At 63.6% G+C, this 19,054-nt stretch carries 17 protein-coding genes; 8 read left to right on the top strand and 9 right to left on the bottom strand.

The window, feature by feature from the left end; all coding sequences use genetic code 11:
• Positions 1 to 6: 6 nt before the first annotated feature.
• The 6 genes from ACMCNM_RS05160 to cmoB all read left to right on the top strand — a co-directional run bounded on the left by ACMCNM_RS05160 (position 7) and on the right by cmoB (position 8,682).
• Positions 7 to 1,341, top strand: coding sequence for a carbohydrate porin (locus tag ACMCNM_RS05160; protein ID WP_186702549.1), 1,335 nt, complete (start codon positions 7 to 9; stop codon positions 1,339 to 1,341).
• A gap of 31 nt (positions 1,342 to 1,372) precedes the next feature.
• Positions 1,373 to 3,784 (top strand): glucose/quinate/shikimate family membrane-bound PQQ-dependent dehydrogenase, encoded by a 2,412-nt coding sequence (locus ACMCNM_RS05155; protein ID WP_412764043.1) that lies wholly within the window; start codon positions 1,373 to 1,375, stop codon positions 3,782 to 3,784.
• A gap of 147 nt (positions 3,785 to 3,931) precedes the next feature.
• On the top strand, positions 3,932 to 6,352 hold the full coding sequence (gene lon / locus ACMCNM_RS05150) for an endopeptidase La (RefSeq protein ID WP_412764042.1): 2,421 nt from the start codon (positions 3,932 to 3,934) through the stop codon (positions 6,350 to 6,352).
• Between the two features lie 108 nt (positions 6,353 to 6,460).
• The gene (locus tag ACMCNM_RS05145; RefSeq protein WP_027594160.1) at positions 6,461 to 6,853 is read left to right on the top strand and encodes a protease inhibitor I42 family protein; all 393 of its coding nucleotides are present in this window, start codon (positions 6,461 to 6,463) and stop codon (positions 6,851 to 6,853) included.
• A 132-nt stretch (positions 6,854 to 6,985) separates the two neighbouring features.
• Positions 6,986 to 7,729 carry a carboxy-S-adenosyl-L-methionine synthase CmoA gene (cmoA, locus tag ACMCNM_RS05140; RefSeq protein ID WP_027594159.1) on the top strand — a complete coding sequence of 248 codons (744 nt, stop codon included), beginning with the start codon at positions 6,986 to 6,988 and terminating at the stop codon, positions 7,727 to 7,729.
• Positions 7,726 to 8,682, top strand: coding sequence for a tRNA 5-methoxyuridine(34)/uridine 5-oxyacetic acid(34) synthase CmoB (gene cmoB, locus ACMCNM_RS05135; protein WP_412764041.1), 957 nt, complete (start codon positions 7,726 to 7,728; stop codon positions 8,680 to 8,682). Before cmoA ends, cmoB begins: the two co-directional genes overlap by 4 nt.
• A 3-nt stretch (positions 8,683 to 8,685) precedes the next feature.
• Here cmoB and ACMCNM_RS05130 read toward each other — a convergent pair whose 3' ends face one another.
• From ACMCNM_RS05130 to ACMCNM_RS05115, 4 genes are all read right to left on the bottom strand, one after another.
• The gene (locus ACMCNM_RS05130) at positions 8,686 to 9,831 is read right to left on the bottom strand and encodes an alpha-xenorhabdolysin family binary toxin subunit A (RefSeq protein WP_412764040.1); all 1,146 of its coding nucleotides are present in this window, start codon (positions 9,829 to 9,831) and stop codon (positions 8,686 to 8,688) included.
• Positions 9,832 to 9,900: 69 nt separating this feature from the next.
• On the bottom strand, positions 9,901 to 10,896 hold the full coding sequence (locus tag ACMCNM_RS05125; RefSeq protein ID WP_412764039.1) for an alpha-xenorhabdolysin family binary toxin subunit B: 996 nt from the start codon (positions 10,894 to 10,896) through the stop codon (positions 9,901 to 9,903).
• Between the two features lie 13 nt (positions 10,897 to 10,909).
• Entirely contained in the window at positions 10,910 to 12,073 is a 1,164-nt protein-coding gene (locus tag ACMCNM_RS05120) for an alpha-xenorhabdolysin family binary toxin subunit A (protein WP_412764038.1), read from the bottom strand.
• 200 nt (positions 12,074 to 12,273) lie between these two features.
• Positions 12,274 to 12,477, bottom strand: coding sequence for a hypothetical protein (locus tag ACMCNM_RS05115; RefSeq protein ID WP_186677555.1), 204 nt, complete (start codon positions 12,475 to 12,477; stop codon positions 12,274 to 12,276).
• Between the two features lie 239 nt (positions 12,478 to 12,716).
• On the opposite strand from ACMCNM_RS05115, the gene ACMCNM_RS05110 reads away from it, so the two are divergent.
• Both ACMCNM_RS05110 and ACMCNM_RS05105 read left to right on the top strand, forming a co-directional pair.
• On the top strand, positions 12,717 to 13,391 hold the full coding sequence (locus ACMCNM_RS05110; protein WP_027594153.1) for a heavy metal response regulator transcription factor: 675 nt from the start codon (positions 12,717 to 12,719) through the stop codon (positions 13,389 to 13,391).
• Positions 13,388 to 14,770, top strand: coding sequence for a heavy metal sensor histidine kinase (locus ACMCNM_RS05105; RefSeq protein WP_412764037.1), 1,383 nt, complete (start codon positions 13,388 to 13,390; stop codon positions 14,768 to 14,770). Before ACMCNM_RS05110 ends, ACMCNM_RS05105 begins: the two co-directional genes overlap by 4 nt.
• A 62-nt stretch (positions 14,771 to 14,832) precedes the next feature.
• On the opposite strand, the gene pdxJ is transcribed toward ACMCNM_RS05105, so the two are convergent.
• From pdxJ to lepB, 5 genes are all read right to left on the bottom strand, one after another.
• Positions 14,833 to 15,555 carry a pyridoxine 5'-phosphate synthase gene (pdxJ, locus tag ACMCNM_RS05100; RefSeq protein ID WP_189662533.1) on the bottom strand — a complete coding sequence of 241 codons (723 nt, stop codon included), beginning with the start codon at positions 15,553 to 15,555 and terminating at the stop codon, positions 14,833 to 14,835.
• Between the two features lie 61 nt (positions 15,556 to 15,616).
• Positions 15,617 to 16,300: a DNA repair protein RecO gene (gene recO, locus ACMCNM_RS05095; protein ID WP_027594150.1), complete on the bottom strand. Its 684-nt coding sequence runs from the start codon at positions 16,298 to 16,300 to the stop codon at positions 15,617 to 15,619.
• A 149-nt stretch (positions 16,301 to 16,449) separates the two neighbouring features.
• On the bottom strand, positions 16,450 to 17,352 hold the full coding sequence (gene era, locus ACMCNM_RS05090) for a GTPase Era (protein ID WP_027594149.1): 903 nt from the start codon (positions 17,350 to 17,352) through the stop codon (positions 16,450 to 16,452).
• Positions 17,345 to 18,034 carry a ribonuclease III gene (rnc, locus tag ACMCNM_RS05085; protein ID WP_027594148.1) on the bottom strand — a complete coding sequence of 230 codons (690 nt, stop codon included), beginning with the start codon at positions 18,032 to 18,034 and terminating at the stop codon, positions 17,345 to 17,347. Before rnc ends, era begins: the two co-directional genes overlap by 8 nt.
• A gap of 161 nt (positions 18,035 to 18,195) precedes the next feature.
• The gene (lepB, locus tag ACMCNM_RS05080) at positions 18,196 to 19,050 is read right to left on the bottom strand and encodes a signal peptidase I (protein WP_412764036.1); all 855 of its coding nucleotides are present in this window, start codon (positions 19,048 to 19,050) and stop codon (positions 18,196 to 18,198) included.
• Positions 19,051 to 19,054: the final 4 nt, after the last annotated feature.

Raw genomic sequence — 19,054 nt, 5'->3', positions numbered from 1 at the left:
TATCTCATGTTCCAGCTGCCCAAAACCTGTTTCATCGGCCTTGCCCTCACCGCCTGTGCAACCCCTGCCAGCGCCAGCGAAATGTTCGCCAGCGATTCCCCGTGGATGCTGGGCGATTGGGGCGGCACCCGCAGTGAATTACTGGCAAAAGGTTACGACTTCACCCTCGGCTATACCGGCGAGATGGGCAGCAACCTGCACGGCGGCTTCGACCACGACCGTACCGCGCGCTACAGCGATCAGTTCACCTTCGGTAGCCACCTGGACCTGGAAAAGATCCTCGGCTGGAACGACACCGAATTCCAGCTGACCCTCACCGAGCGCCACGGCGACAACATCAGCAACGACCGCATCAACGACCCGCGTGTCGGCGGCTTCACTTCTGCTCAGGAAGTCTGGGGTCGCGGTGAAACCTGGCGGCTCACGCAACTGTGGGTCAAGCAGAAGTACTTCGACGGCGCGCTGGACGTCAAATTCGGCCGTTTCGGCGAAGGCGAAGACTTCAACAGCTTCCCCTGCGATTTCCAGAACCTGGCCTTCTGTGGCTCGCAGGTAGGCAACTGGGTGGGCGGCATCTGGTACAACTGGCCTGTCAGCCAATGGGCCCTGCGCGTGCGCTACAACCTCACCGACGCACTCTATGCCCAGGTCGGCGTGTACGAGCAAAACCCCTCCAACCTGGAGTCGGGTAACGGTTTCAAGCTCAGTGGCAGCGGCACCCAGGGCGCCATCTTGCCGGTCGAACTGGTGTGGAGCCCACAGGTCAATGGCCTGAAAGGGGAATATCGCGCCGGCTACTACTACAGTAATGCCAAGGCACACGATGTGCTCGACGACAGCAACGGCCAGCCGGCCGCGCTCAGTGGCGCCGCCTACCGCAGCCGTTCGAGCAAGCACGGCATGTGGCTCGGCGCCCAGCAGCAGGTCACCTCGCTGGCATCCGACCAGTCGCGTGGCCTGAGCCTGTTCGCCAACGCCACCTTGCACGACAAGAAGACCAATGCCATCGACAACTATGTTCAGGCAGGACTGGTATACAAAGGGCCCTTCGATGCCCGCGCCAAGGACGACATCGGTTTCGCCCTCGCCCGCGTGCACGTCAACCCGGCCTACCGCAAGAACGCCCGCCTGGCCAACCAGGCCGCCGGCCTCGACGACTACGACAACCCTGGCTTCCTGCCCGTGCAGGACACGGAGTACAGCGCCGAGCTGTACTACGGCATTCACTTGGCCGACTGGCTCACAGTGCGCCCCAACCTGCAGTACATCCGCCACCCGGGCGGGGTGTCGCAGGTTGACGATGCGCTGATCGGCGGCCTGAAGATCCAAAGCACTTTCTGAATCAACTTTTTGACATAACGGAGAACCTACGATGAGCACTGACAGTGCCAAGAATGGAACCCGCTGGCTACCGCGCCTTCTGGGCGTGCTGCTGTTGCTGATGGGCCTGGCGCTGCTGGCTGGCGGCATCAAGCTGAGCCAGCTGGGGGGGTCGCTGTATTACCTGATCGCCGGCATCGGCTTTGCCCTGTCCGGTATCCTGCTGCTGGCCCAGCGCCGCATCGCCCTCGGGCTGTACGGCCTGGTGCTGCTCGGCAGCACCGCCTGGGCATTGCTGGAAGTGGGCTTGGACTGGTGGCAACTGGTGCCGCGCCTGGCCATCTGGTTCGCCATTGGCGTGGTCCTGCTGCTGCCTTGGGCACGTCGCCCACTGATCGGCCCGGCCGCCAAGGCCAACACCGCGCTGCTCAGCGTCGCCGTGGTCGCCTCTGGTGCCTGCGCCCTGGGCAGCCAGTTCACCCACCCGGGTGAAGTGTTCGGCGAACTGGGCCGCGAGAGCAGTGAAATGGCCAGCGCCGCGCCGGCCATGCCCGACGGCGAATGGCAAGCCTACGGCCGCACCGAGCATGGTGACCGCTATTCGCCGCTGCGCCAGATCACCCCGCAGAACGCCTACCGCCTGGAAGAAGCCTGGCGCATCCGTACCGGCGACCTGCCGACCGACAACGACCCGGTGGAGCTGACCAACCAGAACACCCCGTTGAAAGTCAACGGCATGCTCTACGCCTGCACCGCGCACAGCAAGCTGCTGGCCCTGGACCCGGACACCGGCGCCGAAATCTGGCGCTACGACCCGCAGGTCAAGAGCCCGGTCGGTACCTTCAAGGGCTTCGCCCACATGACCTGCCGCGGCGTCTCGTACTATGACGAGAACAACTACGTCAGCCGTGATGGCAGCCCAGCACCGAAAATCACCGATGCCGGCCAAGCCGTCGCCCAGGCCTGCCCGCGCCGCCTGTACCTGCCTACCGCCGACGCCCGCCTGATCGCCATCAACGCCGACAACGGCAAGGTCTGCGAAGGCTTCGCCAACCAGGGCGTGATCGACCTGACCACCGGCATCGGCCCGTTCACCGCCGGCGGCTACTACTCCACTTCGCCGGCGGCGATCACCCGTGATCTGGTGATCATCGGCGGCCATGTCACCGACAACGAGTCGACCAACGAGCCCTCCGGCGTCATCCGCGCCTACGACGTGCACGACGGCCACCTGGTGTGGAACTGGGACAGCAACAACCCGGACGACACCAAGCCTCTGGCACCCGGCAAGACCTACAGCCGCAACTCGGCAAACATGTGGTCGATCGCCAGTGTCGATGAAGGCCTCGGCATGATCTACCTGCCGCTGGGCAACCAGACCCCAGACCAGTGGGGCGCCAACCGCACCCCCGGTGCGGAAAAGTACAGCGCAGGTGTTGTCGCCCTCGACCTGACCACCGGCAAGGCCCGCTGGAACTACCAGTTCACGCACCACGACCTGTGGGACATGGACGTCGGCAGCCAGCCAACCCTGGTCCACCTGAAGACCGCCGATGGCGTGAAGCCGGCGATCATCGTGCCGACCAAGCAGGGCAGCCTGTATGTGCTGGACCGCCGCGACGGCACGCCGATCGTGCCGATCCGTGAAATCCCGACCCCGCAAGGCGCCGTGAAAGGTGACCACACCTCGCCGACCCAGGCCCGCTCCGACCTCAACCTGCTCGGCCCTGAGTTGACCGAACAGGCCATGTGGGGCGCCACACCGTTCGACCAGATGCTGTGCCGCATCCAGTTCCGCGAACTGCGTTACGAAGGCCAGTACACCCCGCCGTCCGAGCAGGGTTCGCTGATCTACCCAGGTAACGTCGGCGTGTTCAACTGGGGCAGCGTGTCGGTCGACCCGGTACGCCAGTTGCTGTTCACCTCGCCCAACTACATGGCCTTCGTGTCGAAGATGGTGCCGCGCGAGCAAGTGGCCGCCGGCAGCAAGCGCGAAAGCGAGACCAGCGGCGTGCAGCCCAACACCGGCGCACCGTACGCGGTGACCATGCACCCGTTCATGTCGCCGCTGGGCGTACCGTGCCAGGCGCCTGCCTGGGGCTATGTGGCGGCCATCGACCTGTTCACCAACAAGGTCGTGTGGAAGCACAAGAACGGCACCACCCGCGACAGCACACCTGTGCCAATCGGCCTGCCGGTAGGCGTGCCGAGCATGGGCGGTTCGATCGTTACCGCAGGCGGCGTCGGCTTCCTCAGCGGCACCCTGGACCAGTACCTGCGTGCCTACGACACCAACAACGGTAAAGAGCTGTGGAAAGCCCGCCTGCCGGCCGGTGGCCAGGCCACGCCGATGACCTACAGCGGCAAGGACGGCAAGCAGTACGTGCTGGTGACCGCTGGCGGCCACGGCTCGCTGGGCACCAAGATGGGTGATTACATCATCGCTTACAAACTCGCCGACTAAGCGTCTGGCGGCAAGCTACAAGCCACAAGAGAAAGCGGGGCCTGCAGGGCCCCGTTTTTTTTTGCAGCTTGCAGCTTCTAACGCAAAGCTTGAAACCCATCCCCCCGCGCCCCATCTAAGCACCATAGTCATTCACGCAGGTGCCCCATGAGCAACCAGCAGGATTTCCCCGAACACCCCGACGAACACAGCGAAGTCGAGCACACCGACACCCAGGCCGCCCCCGGCCACGCCCTCGCCCTGCCCGGCCAGCAGCTGCCGGACAAGGTCTATGTGATCCCGATTCACAACCGCCCGTTCTTCCCGGCACAAGTGTTGCCCGTGATCGTCAATGAAGAGCCCTGGGCAGAAACCCTCGACCTGGTCGCCAAGTCACCCGACCACTGCCTGGCGCTGTTCTTCATGGACACCCCGCCCGAAGACCACCGCCATTTCGACACCTCCGCCCTGCCGGAGTACGGCACCCTGGTCAAGGTGCACCACGCCAGCCGTGAGAACGGCAAGCTGCAGTTCGTGGCCCAGGGCCTTACCCGGGTACGCATCCGTACCTGGCTCAAGCACCATCGCCCGCCCTACCTGGTCGAAGTGGAATACCCACGCCAACCCACCGAGCCTACCGACGAGGTCAAGGCCTACGGCATGGCGCTGATCAATGCGATCAAAGAGCTGCTGCCGCTCAACCCGCTGTACAGCGAAGAGCTGAAAAATTACCTCAACCGCTTCAGCCCCAACGACCCGTCACCGCTGACCGATTTTGCCGCGGCCCTTACGTCGGCCACCGGCAGCCAGCTGCAAGAAGTGCTCGATTGCGTGCCCATGCTCAAACGCATGGAAAAGGTCCTGCCGATGCTGCGCAAAGAGGTCGAAGTGGCGCGCCTGCAGAACGAGATCTCGGCCGAGGTCAACCGCCAGATCGGCGAGCACCAGCGCGAGTTCTTCCTCAAGGAGCAGCTCAAGGTCATCCAGCAGGAGCTGGGCCTGACCAAGGACGACCGCAGCGCCGACCTCGAACAGTTCGAGCAGCGCCTTGAGGGCAAGACCTTGCCCGCCCAGGCGCAGAAGCGCATCGACGAAGAAATGGGCAAGCTGGCGATCCTCGAGACCGGCTCGCCGGAATACGCCGTGACCCGCAACTACCTCGACTGGGCCACCGCCCTGCCGTGGGGCGTTTACGGCAAAGACAAGCTCGACCTCAAGCACGCGCGCAAGGTGCTCGACCAGCACCACGCCGGCCTTGATGACATCAAGGAACGCATCCTCGAATTCCTCGCCGTGGGCGCCTGGAAAGGCGAGATCAGCGGCTCGATCGTGCTGCTGGTGGGCCCGCCAGGTGTGGGCAAGACCAGTATTGGCAAGTCCATTGCCGAATCGCTCGGCAGGCCGTTCTACCGCTTCAGCGTCGGCGGTATGCGCGACGAAGCGGAAATCAAGGGCCACCGCCGCACCTACATCGGCGCCCAACCGGGCAAGCTGGTGCAGGCGCTGAAAGACGTCGAAGTGATGAACCCGGTGATCATGCTCGACGAGATCGACAAGATGGGCCAGAGCTACCAGGGCGACCCGGCTTCCGCGCTGCTGGAAACCCTCGACCCCGAGCAGAACGTCGACTTCCTTGACCACTACTTGGACCTGCGCCTGGACCTGTCCAAGGTGCTGTTCGTCTGCACCGCCAACACCCTCGACTCGATCCCCGGGCCGTTGCTCGACCGCATGGAAGTGATCCGCCTCTCCGGCTACATCACCGAAGAAAAGCTGGCCATCGCCAAGCGCCACCTGTGGCCCAAGCAGCTGGACAAGGCCGGCGTGGCCAAGACCAGCCTGAGCATCACTGACAGCGCACTGCGCACCGTGATCGAGGGCTATGCCCGTGAGGCAGGGGTGCGGCAGTTGGAGAAGCAACTGGGCAAACTGGTGCGCAAAGCCGTGGTCAAGTTGCTGGAGGACCCGGATGCCAAGCTCAAGATTGGCAGCAAAGACCTGGAGGCCGCGCTCGGCATGCCGGTATTCCGCAGCGAGCAGGTGCTGGCCGGCAAAGGCGTGATAACGGGTTTGGCCTGGACCAGCATGGGCGGCGCCACGCTGCCGATCGAGGCCACCCGCATTCATACCCTCAGCCGCGGCTTCAAGCTGACCGGCAAACTGGGGGATGTGATGAAAGAGTCCGCCGAGATCGCCTACAGCTACGTCAGCTCCAACCTCAAGCAGTTTGGCGGTGACCCAGGCTACTTCAACGAGGCGTTCATCCACCTGCACGTGCCAGAGGGTGCTACGCCCAAGGACGGCCCAAGCGCGGGGGTGACCATGGCCAGCGCGCTGCTGTCACTGGCGCGGGACCAGGCGCCGAAAAAGGGCGTGGCCATGACCGGTGAACTGACCCTGACCGGCCAGGTGCTGGCCATTGGCGGGGTGCGTGAGAAGGTGATTGCCGCCAAGCGGCAGAAGATCTTCGAGCTGATCCTGCCCGAGGCCAACCGCGGCGACTTCGAAGAATTGCCAGACTACCTGCGTGAAGGGCTGACGGTGCATTTTGCCAAGCGCTTTGCCGACGTGGCGAAAGTGCTGTTCTGATCAGTCCTGGCCTGTTTGCGGCATTCGCCGTGAACAGGCCTGTACCGGTGGCACAAATTTGCACGTGCTTCGGTTATCCTCAGGTCATCGCCAGCCTTCGGAGCCAACATGACCGCCCCTCGTCTGCTCGTTCCTCTGAGCCTTACCCTGCTTGCTGCCTGCGCCCAGCACCCCCTGCAAACCGTCGAACTGGACGCCGAAAGCGAATGCCCCCAGCGTCTGAAGGTGGGCCAGGCACTGACCCTGACCCTTCCAGGAAACCCCTCAACGGGCTACCGCTGGCGCATTGAGAACCCTGCCGCAAGCATCCTGAAAAGCCTCGGCCCCGAGGTCTACAGTGCCCCCGATGACACCGACGTGGTCGGCAGTGCCGGCTCCTCCACCTGGCGCTACCTTGCCAGCAGTGCTGGAGAAGCCCAACTGGTGCTGGTGTATCAACGCCCCTGGGAGGCTGAAGTCGCACCGGTGCAGAGCTTTGAGTGCAAGGTCATCGTCCGCTGACCGCGCTTAACGCCTGTCGCTGGCAACCTTGATTGCCTGCTGGTACGTGCACGGGCCCCGAAGCACTGCCATGGCAAGATGCTCCGCCTTTGGCTAAAATGCGTCTCCGTTTCACCCCGTATCGAGCCCGCAGTGAGCAAACAACCCGACCGCCTCTTTGCCCAACCTCTGGAGCAGGTACCCGACTTCGCCTTCAACGAAGACGTGGTGCGCGTGTTCCCGGACATGATCAAGCGTTCGGTACCAGGCTACCCGACCATCGTCGAAAACCTCGGCGTGCTGGCCGCACGCTTCGCCCAGCCGAACAGTACGCTGTACGACCTGGGTGCCTCACTGGGCGCTGTCACCCAGTCGTTGCGCCGTCATGTACGCAGCGACGGCTGCCGAGTCATCGCCGTGGACAACTCCGCAGCGATGGTCGAGCGCTGCCGCCAGTACCTCACCGCGCAGGACTCGATGTTCCAGGAGCTGCTGCCGGTCAACGTGCTGGAAGCCGATATTCTCGCCCTGCCCTTCGAGCCGGCCTCGGTAGTGGCGATGAACTTCACCCTGCAATTCATCGCACCCGACCAACGCCTTGAGTTGCTCGGCCGTATCCGCCAGGCCCTGCTGCCGGGCGGCGCGCTGATCCTCTCGGAAAAACTGCGTTTCGCCGACGATGACGAGCAAAACCTGCTGAATGAACTGCACCTGGACTTCAAACGGGCCAACGGCTACAGCGAACTGGAAATTGCCCAGAAGCGCAGTGCCATCGAGAACGTGATGAAGCCCGACACCCTGGATGCGCACAAGGCGCGCCTGCGCGCTGCGGGTTTCTCCAAGGTCGTGCCGTGGTTCCAATGCCTCAACTTCGCCTCGTTGATAGCCCTGCCATGATCGATCTGTCTCCTCTGGTCCGCCGCCTGGCGGGCACCCCCCTGGCTTCCTGGTCGCAAGGCCTGCAAGCGCAACTGGAAGCCAAACTGGAAAAAGGCCACGGTGACCTCGATCGCTGGCGCGGCGCGCTGGATGCGCTTCCCGCCCTGCAACCCAGCGAAATCGACCTGGTCAACGGGCTGCGCCTGGATTGTGACTGCGACGATGCCACCCGCGCGCAAATGCGTGAGGCGCTGATGGGCTTGTCGCCCTGGCGCAAAGGGCCGTTCGACCTGTTCGGCGTGCACGTGGACACCGAATGGCGCTCGGACTGGAAGTGGTCGCGGGTCAGCCCGCACCTGGACCTCAAGTGCAAGCGCGTGCTCGATGTCGGCTGCGGCAACGGTTATTACCAATGGCGCATGCTCGGCGCCGGTGCCGATATGGTGGTCGGGGTCGACCCCAACTGGCTGTTCTTCTGCCAGTTCCAGGCGGTACAGCAGTACTTGCCCGAGCTGCCAGCCTGGCACTTGCCATTCGCCCTGGAAGATTTGCCGGCCAACCTTGAAGGGTTCGACACGGTGTTCTCCATGGGCGTGTTCTACCACCGGCGCTCCCCCATAGAGCACCTGCTGGCGCTCAAGGATTGCCTGGTCAAAGGCGGCGAGCTGGTGCTGGAGACGTTGGTGGTCGAAGGCGACGAGCAACAGGTGCTGGTCCCTGAAGACCGCTACGCACAAATGCGCAACGTCTGGTACCTGCCCTCAGTACCCGCCCTGGAACGCTGGTTGCGCCGTGCCGGCTTCAGCGATGTACGCTGCGTCGATGTCAGCGTCACCAGCATCGAAGAACAGCGCAGCACCGACTGGATGCGCTACCAGTCGCTGAGCGACTTCCTCGACCCCAATGACCCAAGCCTGACCATCGAAGGCCTGCCCGCGCCACGGCGGGCGACGATCGTGGCGCGCAAGTAGCGCCTAGTTGAAGATCTTTGCCATCTCCCGGGAATGTTCGCGGATCCCTGCCCACTGGGCGAGAAACTGCCTGAAGTAGTAAATGAACACCGCCAGTTGCTGGCGGGTGTTCATCTTGCCCAGGTGGCCTGCCGCGCTTTCCAGGTAGGCCTCGATGGTTTGCCAGGCCGTGTGCAGGTGACCCGCCGCAAGCACCACATCCCACAGGTCCAACTCCAGCTCGCCCATGGTGGAGTTCACCTTCTGTACGCGCCCCTCCACACAACGAAACTCGCTCAGCTGCTGGCTAACGGCGCTACGCCGATGCTCCAGGCGGCGAAGTTCGGCGCGCGCTGACTTGGCTTTGGCGCCATAGATCGAATTACCGATCAACGCGCCGAAGGGGCCACCGATCCAGCCCAGCGAGGACTGCCTGGAGTAACGCTCATATTCACTGCGCACCGCCTTGATGTCCTCATCCAGGCTGGCCAGCTCCCAGGCCAGGTTTTCGCCATCCGGGGCCTGTGAAAAGCGCGCTGCCGCTCGGCACTTCTCGACCACTTCTGGGCGCAGCTTGAAGCGCGCCTCGTCGCGAAAGCGCTCGAAGCCCAGCCGCACGCCATCCAGTTGCAGGTCAAAATCGTCGATCAGGGCATGCAAGCCCATCAGCCGGTCAGCCATCGAACTGATCAACGTGCGGTCATGCTCATCGAGCGGTACATCGGGCGCCTCGCGCAGGTTGTCCCACGAAGGTCGATTGGGCCCCAGCGCACGTGTGCGCGCGACCAGTTGCACGACCTCGGCACCGCAATCCTCGACCTGACTGGCGTGCGCATCGAGCTGAAGGGTGACCGCCTGGGTGCTGCGCTCCAGATGGCTCCAGCTTTGCCCGTGCGCCCGCAACCGCTTGAACATGGCGAGCATACGATCAGGCGTCAACTCTGGCTCGGAAATGCTGGTGTAGCCAAGCCAGCGCAAGGTCTGCGTGCGATCGCCCGGCAGCGCCAGCATGCGCAGGCTGTAGTCGCTGAGGGTCTGGCGTGATTCACGGGTCAGGATCAGGCCCGCCCGGCCCTGTCCGTCACGGTCGTCCATGGCGCCAATCAAGGCGCCAGGCAGGACAATCGCCTTTTGTTGCTGCTCTTGGAAACTCAATGTCCGGGGATTCATTGTTCGACTCTCATCCACTTGGATATGGCGCAGCCGACCGCGCCTGATGAGCACGGTCGGCCTGATCCGTTACAGCCCGCGACGGTGCTGCTCGAGCAGTTGTCGCTGATAGGCCAGCAGTTGCTTGAAGGTGTCGTCCAGGGCTTGCACCTGCGCAACGTTGCTGGGGGCCGCAGTGCCTATTCGCGGCACGAAGTTGGCCAGGGCCTGGCGCACGACATTGATGCCGGCGTCCCACTCGATGCGTTGCTCATGCAAACGCGGCATCGTTAGCAGTGCCGCCAGTTGCGCGCTCACCACCTGCTGACGCTGATCGAGTTCGCGCACTTGCCGCGCCAGGTTCGCCACCCTCTCGCGGGCAGCCCGCCGCTCTTGCTGCAACTGGGCGTAGCGCATGCCTTCGACGACATCGCCGAGCAGGGTTTGCAGCTGCTCCACCGCCGTGTTCACGGCGTCGGCCATCGCCGCGGCTTCGGCGCCAGGTACGGCCAGTTTGGCCAGGTCTTGCGCCGAAGGTACGACACCGCCGAAGCGGGTCTGCAGGCCCTGGGCCTCCAGGGTGGCAATGGCCTGCTCGATCGCCGACTGGCTGTGCTTCTCGCGATCATGCTCGGCGCTTACCTGGGTGTGCAGGTTGGCCTGATCCTGCTGTTGCTTGAGCAGCCGCTGTTCGTCACGGGACCAAGCGGGCGCAGCCAGGGTGGCCAGCGCCTGCTGTTCCTTGCCCAGGTGGGCCACCTGGGTGGCCAACAGAGACTTCACCGTGTTGGCGACTTCTCCAGCAATTGCCAGCACATCCTCATCATTGCCATCCTCCAGGGCGTCGAGGATATCGCGCAGTGGATCGTTGGCGATCTCCGCGACAACGCGCTGGGCGTTGCGCGCCATCACCTCGGCGCAGTTGATGAACAGCTTCATGTGGCGCTCCAGCGACTCGTGGATCACCGGCTGAAATTTCAACTCGCCGCGCTGCCAGGTTTCGGTGAAGCTTCGCGTTGCACCCAACACGCTGCCCAATTCAGGCGGATTGGCGCGGGTATGCAGCACACTGATATTGTCATTCATGGTCGTTCACCTGTTAGTGGGCCGAAGCGGCGTCGTCGAAAATGCGGGTCAGTTGCAGGGAGGTCTTTTCGATCTGGTTCCACTGCGCCAGGAACTGCCGGAAATAAATGACAAACCTGGCCAAGGCGCGGTTGTCGGAGATCTGTTCGAGCTTGCCGATCGACGCGTCGATGTACGCGCCGACGATTTCCCAGGCGGTCTGCAGGTGGGACGCCGCAGTCACCACGTCCTGCAAGCGGGTATCGAGCTCGTCGACGAAGGTCGCCATCTCTTCCATGCGGCCTTCCAAATTCACCCGTACGCGCAGTTGCTCGCTGGTAGCACGCCGCTCTGCCTGGCGACGCTTGCGCTCCTTGCGAACCTTCTCGGCCTTGCTCCCGTAGATGCCGCCGGTGATCACCGCGCCGATCGGCCCTGCGGCCAGGCCGCTGAGCGCCTGCTTGACGTACTGGTCATACTCTTTGCTCAAGCCAGCGATATCGTCGTCCAGCTCCTTGAGCTTCACGCGCAGGCGCTCCACCTCACCATCACCCTTGGTGCGCTCGACCGCTTGCCCCTTCTGTTTCACCGCCGGGATCAGCTTGAAGCGCGCGGCGTCGCGGAACGTCTCGGTTTCGCCGCGCACGGTGGCGACCCGCACCGCGTAGCGCTGCACATCCTCCTGAAGGATCTGCAGGTAATCGACCAGCGACGAAACCGCCCGCTGGTCGGCACGGTCCAGTTTCACCGGGGTACCCAGCACGACCTTGTCCCACGCCTTGATGTCGGAGCCCAACGCGCGAATCTGCCGGCACTCATCGACGATTGTTTCCCCGGCAGCGTTGATCGACGCGGCCGTGGAGGCCAGTTCGCTGGCGAGCTTCTTGTTGCTGTCGGAAAGCGGGCCCCAGCTGCGCGCATGGCCACGCAACGCATCGAACAGCGCGGTCATGCCGGCGGGGGCCAGTTCGGGTTCGTCGATCTGCGTGTAGCCCAGCCAGCGCTGCAGGTTGTCGGGGGTCGATGGCAGGCCGAAAACAAAATTGACATACCGATTGAGGGTGATGATGTGCTCGCGGCTGAGGGTCAGCCCGCCTTCATCCTCACCATCGCGCTCGGCCATGGCCTGGATCAGCTTGGCCGGTGTCTTTGCCGCATCCGCCTGTAGCTGATCGTACTCAGCCGTTTGTGTACTCATGGTCGTGTCTCCTCGAATCAAGCCCTGGGAAGGCTTGGTCCGACCACGCTAAGGCAGCGACAGGACGCACAGCAGCGGGCAGTTTTTCCGCCATTTGCAGCGGTGCACCGGGCGTTGCGCCTGGCACACGCAAAACAGGCGCCCACCTGGGGCGCCAAACGAACCGTCGTTGCGGGAGCACGCAAAGGCGGAGGTCGAAGTCAGTCCTTGGCCAGCTTCTCGGTGGTTTGCTGGGTTTTGCGCTGGCGTTCCGCCAGCGCCTGGTCCGGCTGGCCATGCAGGCGTTGCTGGTCTTCGCGGAACGCCTCCCAGAACTGCCGCGAGCGTTCTGCGCCGCCCTCCGCCAGCGCGCTGGTGCTGCCCAGCGCCAGTAGCACCCACAACACATACCGAGTCAGGTTCATCAGGGTTACCTCATCGAGTGGTTCAGATGAGGCCATCCTGGGGCACGCCAGCTAACACCAAGGTGAGGCGCACATTACAGTCCTGCAAGCTGGGCGGCAGCTGTCCGGCACATGGCGACATGATTACAAATCTGTTATCCAGCGATGTCCGGCGCCCGCATGGCGTAACATTCCGGCGCTTGACCCTGTTCCCGCTACAGGGCCGAGAATCGCCGTCTTTCATTCAACCGAGCCCTATCATGCGTCTACTGATCATCGAGGACGAACTGCGCACCGCCGATTACCTGCAGCAGGGGCTGCGTGAGAACGGCTACGTGGTCGATTGCGCCCACACCGGCATCGACGGCCTGCACTTGGCCCGTCAACAGGCCTACGACCTGGTGATCCTCGACGTCAATTTGCCCGAGCTGGACGGCTGGAGCGTGCTCCAGCGGCTGCGCGCCGAATCCGCCACGCGGATCATGATGCTCACCGCCCACGGTCGCCTGGCGGACCGGGTCAAGGGCCTCGACCTGGGCGCCGATGACTACCTGCTCAAGCCGTTCGAATTCCCCGAGCTGTTGGCGCGCATCCGCAGCCTACTGCGGCGCAACGAGCAGCCGCTGCAACCCACCACCCTGCGGGTCGCCGACCTCGAACTCGACCCAGGCCGGCATCGGGCCTGGCGCGGCGCCAAGCGCATCGACCTGACCGCCAAGGAGTTTTCCCTGCTGCACCTGCTGATGCGCCAGAGCGGCGAAGTGCTGTCGCGCACGCAGATCATCTCGCTGGTCTGGGATATGAATTTCGACTGTGACACCAATGTCGTCGAGGTTTCCATCCGGCGCCTGCGGGCGAAGATCGACGACCCCTTCGAAGACAAGTTGATCCATACCCTGCGCGGTGTCGGCTATGTGCTCGAGGCGCGCCATTGAAGACTGCCAGCCTGTCGTTGCGCCTAGGCCTGAGCGTGACCCTGATGGGCGCCCTGCTGGTGCTACTACTGGCCTGCCTGGCGGTGTTGGCGCTCGATCACGAGCTCGACAGCCGCGCGCGCAAGGACCTCGCGCGCAAGATGTTGCAGGTGGAACATAACCTGCGTGTCGACCTGCGCAGCGAGGACCTGGGCAGCCGCGCCCACCCCCTGCTCGACCTGGTCATGGGGCACGACAACCTTAGCCTCAGCGTGCTCGCGCTCGAGGGCCGCCACCCGCACCTGCTCAGCCTGGGCCCAGCCCTGGAGTCGAGCGTGGGCGCGCTTGCGACCGGCGCCCGGCTGACGTTTCACGTATGGCGCGACAGCCGCGGTAACCAAATGCTCACTGCGACACGCCAGATGCGCTTGCGCGACGAGACACCAGTACGGGTGATGATGACGCTCGACCGCGCCGACGACAACGCCCTGCTCCAGGCCTACCTGCACTCGACCCTGATCGCCCTGCCCTTGCTGTTGATACTGATCGGCATCTGCGCCTGGAAGCTGGTGCAACGCAGCCTGAAACCCTTGCGCCATTTTCGCCGGGTGGCCGGCCAGGTTTCGGCCCAGGACCTCAGCCACCGCCTGCCCGACAGAGGTCTGCCACAAGAGCTGGGCGAGCTGGCCAGGGCCATCAACGTGATGCTCGACCGGCTCGACCAAGGCGTGCAACAGTTGTCGCAGTTTTCCGACGACCTTGCCCATGAGCTACGCACGCCGCTAAGCAACCTGATGGGCAAGGCCCAAGTCACCCTCAGCCGCGAGCGCGACAACGCCAACTACCGGGAAGTGCTGGAGGACAGCATCGAAGAGCTGACCCGGCTCAATCGCATCATCAACGACATGCTGTTTCTCGCCCAGGTTAGCCAGCCTCAGGCGCAGGTGGCGCTCAAGCCCCTGGCGCTGGCCGATGAGGCTGCACAGGTGGTGGAGCTGTTTGCCATCAGCGCGGAGCTCAAGGACATTGAGCTTCACCTTCAAGGCTGGGGTACGGCCTTGGGTGATCGGCTGATGTTCCAGCGTGCGTTGTCGAACCTGTTGAGCAATGCCATTCGGCATGCGCCGGTAGGCACGCGCATCGACCTCGGTATCGAGCGCCACGCAAGCGATGTCAGGGTCTGGGTGGAAAATGAGGGCGTAGGGATTGGCGCAGAGCATCAGCCGCAGTTGTTCGAGCGTTTCTATCGCGTGGGCGCCGGGCGCTCTCGGCTTGAGGGGGGCACCGGGTTGGGGCTGGCGATCGTGAAGTCGATCATGCAGTTGCATGGTGGGCGGGTCGAGGTGATGAGCAGCCCGGCAGGGCCGACCCGGTTTACCCTGGTGTTCAGAGCCGAGTGACCGGCTGGTACTGCCCTCATCGCCGGCTTGCCGGCGATGAGGGCAGTACCGTCAACCTGCGATCAGCGCGAAGCCGCCACGATCAACGCCTTCATCTCCGCCACCGCAGCCTTGAAGCCGACGAACAGCGCATGGGCCACCAACGCGTGGCCGATGTTCAGCTCATTGATGCCCTTGATCGCCGCGACTGCCTCGACGTTGTGGTAATGCAGGCCATGGCCGGCATTGACGATCAGCCCTTGGCCCACCCCGAACGCGACACCGTCCGCGATGCGCTTGAGCTCTTCAGCGACTTCGGTCGGCGTCTGTGCATCGGCGTAACGGCCGGTGTGCAGCTCGATGGCCGGCGCGCCTACGCGGCGCGAGGCTTCGATCTGCCGCTCGTCGGCGTCGATGAACAGCGACACTTCGGCACCGGTGCGGGCCAGGCGCTCGACTGCTGCCTTGATCCGTGCCTCTTGCCCCGCCACGTCCAGGCCGCCTTCGGTGGTCAGTTCCTGACGGGTCTCGGGTACCAGGCAGATGTGCGCCGGGCGGATCTTCTCGGCGAAGGCCATCATCTCTTCGGTGACGCCCATTTCGAAGTTCATGCGGGTCTGCAGCACATCCTTGAGCACCACCACATCGCGCTCCTGAATGTGCCGGCGGTCTTCGCGCAGGTGCACGGTGATGCCGTCGGCACCCGCCTCTTCGGCATCCAGGGCAGCCTTGACCGGATCAGGGTAACGCGTGCCCCGGGCCTGGCGCAGTGTCGCCACGTGGTCGATATTTACGCCGAGAAGCATGCGGTTGCTGTGAGTCACGAAAGGCTCTCCTGAAGATTGAGCCCCACAGCATACGACGTGATCAACGCTTGCGAAACAGTTCCCGGCTGACCAGGGGTTTGGCGCCCAGGTGAACGGCCAGTGCCTGACGCATCAACCGCTTGGCTGCGAGCAGCGCCCCTGGGGCTTCCCAGTCGGCTTGCGCCAGGGCCAACAGCTCGCCCCCCAGGAACAACCCGGGCTGCAGCAACTCGACCCGCTCAAGCCCGGCATCCACGCGCAAGCGGTAGCGGCCATCGGCGGCGATCGGCAAGTCGTTCACGTCATGCTGCAACGAAAACGCATAACCGAGCTCGTCCAGCAGGCGCCATTCGAAAGAACGCAACAACGGCTCCAGGGGGCGCCCGGCGGCCAGCGCCTGCAATGTCAGGGTGTAGTGCTCGAACAGCGCAGGGTGAGGGGCTTCGGCGGGCAGCAAACGCATGAGCAGCTCGTTGAGATACAACCCGCTGAACAGCGCATCGCCGTGCAACCAGGCGGCGATACCGAGCGTCTCCAGGCGGCCAACATTCTTCAGCTCTCCGCGCCCGCGCAGCTCCACTTCCAGCGGCACGAACGGCCGCACCAGGCTGCCACCTTTGCCTCGCGCACGGCGCAACACGGCCCGCACACGGCCTTGCGGCGTGAGGAAGTCCACCAGTGCGCTGGTTTCCTTGTAGGCACGACTGTGCAGCACATAGGCTGGCTGGCCGACAGGTTGTTCCATGGCAATCATTTGTCCCAAGGCCAATCGGGCCGCTATGCGGCCCATCGCCGGCAAGCCGGCTCCTACAGGGCTCGGTAGCGCTGCGGTTGTGTGGGAGCCGGCTCGCCGGCGATGGGCTGCAAGGCAGCCCCAAGCCCATACAGCAGGGGTTACAGGTCGCCGTAGCCCAGCGAGCGCAGGGCGCGCTCATCGTCGGACCAACCGCCTTTGACCTTGACCCAGAGGTTGAGCATGACCTTGGCGTCGAACAGCACTTCCATGTCCTTGCGCGCGTCGGAGCCAATGCGTTTGATACGCTCGCCCTTGTCACCGATGATGATCTTCTTCTGGCCATCGCGTTCGACCAGGATCAGCGCATGGATGTGCAACACGTGCCCTTGCTGCTTGAACTCTTCGATCTCTACGGTGATCTGGTACGGCAGCTCCGCACCCAACTGGCGCATGATCTTCTCGCGCACCAGTTCAGCGGCCAGGAAACGGCTGCTGCGGTCGGTGATCTGGTCTTCCGGGAAGAAGTGCTCGTTCTCCGGCAGGTGCTTGGCGATCAGGCCTTCCAGCGCTTCGAGGTTATGCCCCTGTTGCGCGGAGATCGGTACCACTTCCGCGTTCGGCAGTTGCTCCTGCAGCCATTGCAGGTGTGGAATCAAATCGGCTTTTTCTTCCAGGCGGTCGGTCTTGTTGACCGCCAGGATGACCGGGCCGCTGACGTACTGGACGCGCTCGAGCACCAACTGGTCCTCGTCGGTCCAGCGGGTACGGTCAACCACGAAGATCACCACGTCGACGTCTTTCAGGGCGGCCGAAGCGTTACGGTTCATGTAACGGTTCAGGGCCTTGTCGTTGGCCTTGTGCATACCCGGCGTGTCGACGTAGATCGCCTGCACATCACCCTCGGTCTTGATGCCGAGCATGTTGTGGCGGGTGGTCTGCGGCTTGCGCGAGGTGATCGCCAGCTTCTGCCCGAGGATGTGGTTGAGCAAGGTCGACTTGCCCACGTTGGGGCGGCCGACAATGGCCACGTAGCCGCAGCGAGTCGGGTTGTTATCAGTCATTGCCATTCTCCACGCCCAGGGCGATCAATGCAGCCGCAGCGGCGACTTGCTCAGCGATACGCCGGCTCACACCCTGACCACGGCTCTTGTTGTTCAGCAGCACCACTTCGCATTCGACGAAGAAGGTACGGCAGTGCGGTTCGCCCTGGATATCCACCACCTCGTAGCGCGGCAGTTCACAGCTGCGCGACTGCAAGAACTCTTGCAGGCGGGTCTTGGGGTCCTTGTTGGTATCGACCAGGGTCAGGCTTTCGAATTCATCGGCCAGCCAGGCCAGGATACGCTCCCGGGCGGTCTGCATGTCCGCGTCCAGGTAGATGGCGCCAATCAGCGCCTCCAGGGCATCGGCCAGGATCGATTCGCGGCGGAAACCGCCGCTTTTCAGCTCCCCCGAACCCAGGCGCAGGTACTCGCCCAGATCAAAGCCTCGCGCCAGGCGGGCCAGGGTCTCCCCCTTGACCAGGCGCGCACGCAAGCGCGACAACTGGCCTTCACGGGCCTGCGGAAAGCGCTCGAACAGCGCCTCGCCGGCCACGAAGTTGAGAATGGCGTCGCCCAGAAACTCCAGGCGTTCGTTATTGCGCCCGGCGTAGCTGCGATGGGTCAGGGCCAGAAGCATCTGGTCCTGGTTCTTGAAGGTGTAACCGAGCTTTCGCTCCAGTGCGGCGAGGGAAGCACTCATGCGGCCACCCGTTCGTTGTTCAACGCGTTGTTCAAATCAACATCCTGAAAGACTGTTTGGCTGTGGTCCGCCGCTGTACACGGCGAAACTCTCGATCCCTGAGAACACAGCCTATGTCAGAAATGCATTCGGCGCTGTCTGCTGGACAGCGCCGAAGGGTATCAATGGATCAGGCCGACCCGCGACAGGTTGGGCATATGGCTGAGCTTGGGCTCTGGCCAGCTCATCCAGACCGCGAAGGCCTTGCCGACAATGTTCCGGTCCGGAACCATGCCGTGCAGTTCCTTGGGAATGTTCGGGTCATCCCAGTAACGGCTATCGTTGGAGTTGTCGCGGTTGTCGCCCATCATGAAGTAATGGCCAGCCGGTACGGTCCATTGCTGGTCCGGCGGCATGCGGTAACGGCTCATTTCCTTGCGGATCAGGTGTTCTGCCTCGCCCAGCTTCTCTTTGTACAGCTCGGCGCTGCCCAAGGTGCCCGGTTCGGTGCCCACCAGTTGTTCGGCAACGGGTTGGCCATTGACGTACAGCCGCTTGTCGTTGGTGTAGCGGATCTGGTCGCCCGGCAGGCCAACGACACGCTTGATGTAGTTGACGTTCGGGTCGCTCGGATAGCGGAACACCATCACATCGCCGCGTTGCGGGTCACCCACCTCGATGACCTTCTTGTCGATCACCGGCAGGCGAATGCCATACGAGAACTTGTTCACCAGGATGAAGTCGCCCACTTCCAGGGTCGGCTTCATCGACCCCGAAGGGATCTGGAACGGCTCGACCAAAAACGAGCGCAGTACCAGCACGATGAACAGCACCGGGAAGAACGACTTGCCGTATTCGACCAGCAGCGGCTCCTTGTTCAGGCGCTCGACCACCGCCATCTCGGGCGGATTGACGCGCCCCTGATAGTTGGCGATTGCCGCTCGCCGGCGCGGGGCCAGGAACAGCAGGTCGATCAAGCCCAACAGGCCGCAGACAGCTACGGCGATGACTAGCAACAGCGGGAAATTTAGCGACATAGGA

Origin of the sequence: Pseudomonas sp. NGC7 (genome assembly GCF_047159675.1) — a bacterium.
Classification (GTDB): domain Bacteria; phylum Pseudomonadota; class Gammaproteobacteria; order Pseudomonadales; family Pseudomonadaceae; genus Aquipseudomonas; species Aquipseudomonas kermanshahensis.
The sequence above is the reverse complement of the archived record's forward strand: the minus strand, read 5'-3'. Positions and strand labels throughout refer to the sequence as shown.

What these genes read in the sequence shown, in the direction of transcription:
- ACMCNM_RS05160 (WP_186702549.1), top strand. Translation starts at nt 7, where the DNA reads ATGTTCCAGCTGCCCAAAACCTGTTTCATCGGCCTTGCCCTCACCGCC.
- ACMCNM_RS05155 (WP_412764043.1), top strand. Translation starts at nt 1,373, where the DNA reads ATGAGCACTGACAGTGCCAAGAATGGAACCCGCTGGCTACCGCGCCTT.
- lon (WP_412764042.1), top strand. Translation starts at nt 3,932, where the DNA reads ATGAGCAACCAGCAGGATTTCCCCGAACACCCCGACGAACACAGCGAA.
- ACMCNM_RS05145 (WP_027594160.1), top strand. Translation starts at nt 6,461, where the DNA reads ATGACCGCCCCTCGTCTGCTCGTTCCTCTGAGCCTTACCCTGCTTGCT.
- cmoB (WP_412764041.1), top strand. Translation starts at nt 7,726, where the DNA reads ATGATCGATCTGTCTCCTCTGGTCCGCCGCCTGGCGGGCACCCCCCTG.
- ACMCNM_RS05130 (WP_412764040.1), bottom strand. Translation starts at nt 9,831, where the DNA reads ATGAATCCCCGGACATTGAGTTTCCAAGAGCAGCAACAAAAGGCGATT.
- ACMCNM_RS05125 (WP_412764039.1), bottom strand. Translation starts at nt 10,896, where the DNA reads ATGAATGACAATATCAGTGTGCTGCATACCCGCGCCAATCCGCCTGAA.
- ACMCNM_RS05120 (WP_412764038.1), bottom strand. Translation starts at nt 12,073, where the DNA reads ATGAGTACACAAACGGCTGAGTACGATCAGCTACAGGCGGATGCGGCA.
- ACMCNM_RS05115 (WP_186677555.1), bottom strand. Translation starts at nt 12,477, where the DNA reads ATGAACCTGACTCGGTATGTGTTGTGGGTGCTACTGGCGCTGGGCAGC.
- ACMCNM_RS05110 (WP_027594153.1), top strand. Translation starts at nt 12,717, where the DNA reads ATGCGTCTACTGATCATCGAGGACGAACTGCGCACCGCCGATTACCTG.
- pdxJ (WP_189662533.1), bottom strand. Translation starts at nt 15,555, where the DNA reads ATGCTTCTCGGCGTAAATATCGACCACGTGGCGACACTGCGCCAGGCC.
- recO (WP_027594150.1), bottom strand. Translation starts at nt 16,300, where the DNA reads ATGGAACAACCTGTCGGCCAGCCAGCCTATGTGCTGCACAGTCGTGCC.
- era (WP_027594149.1), bottom strand. Translation starts at nt 17,352, where the DNA reads ATGACTGATAACAACCCGACTCGCTGCGGCTACGTGGCCATTGTCGGC.
- rnc (WP_027594148.1), bottom strand. Translation starts at nt 18,034, where the DNA reads ATGAGTGCTTCCCTCGCCGCACTGGAGCGAAAGCTCGGTTACACCTTC.
- lepB (WP_412764036.1), bottom strand. Translation starts at nt 19,050, where the DNA reads ATGTCGCTAAATTTCCCGCTGTTGCTAGTCATCGCCGTAGCTGTCTGC.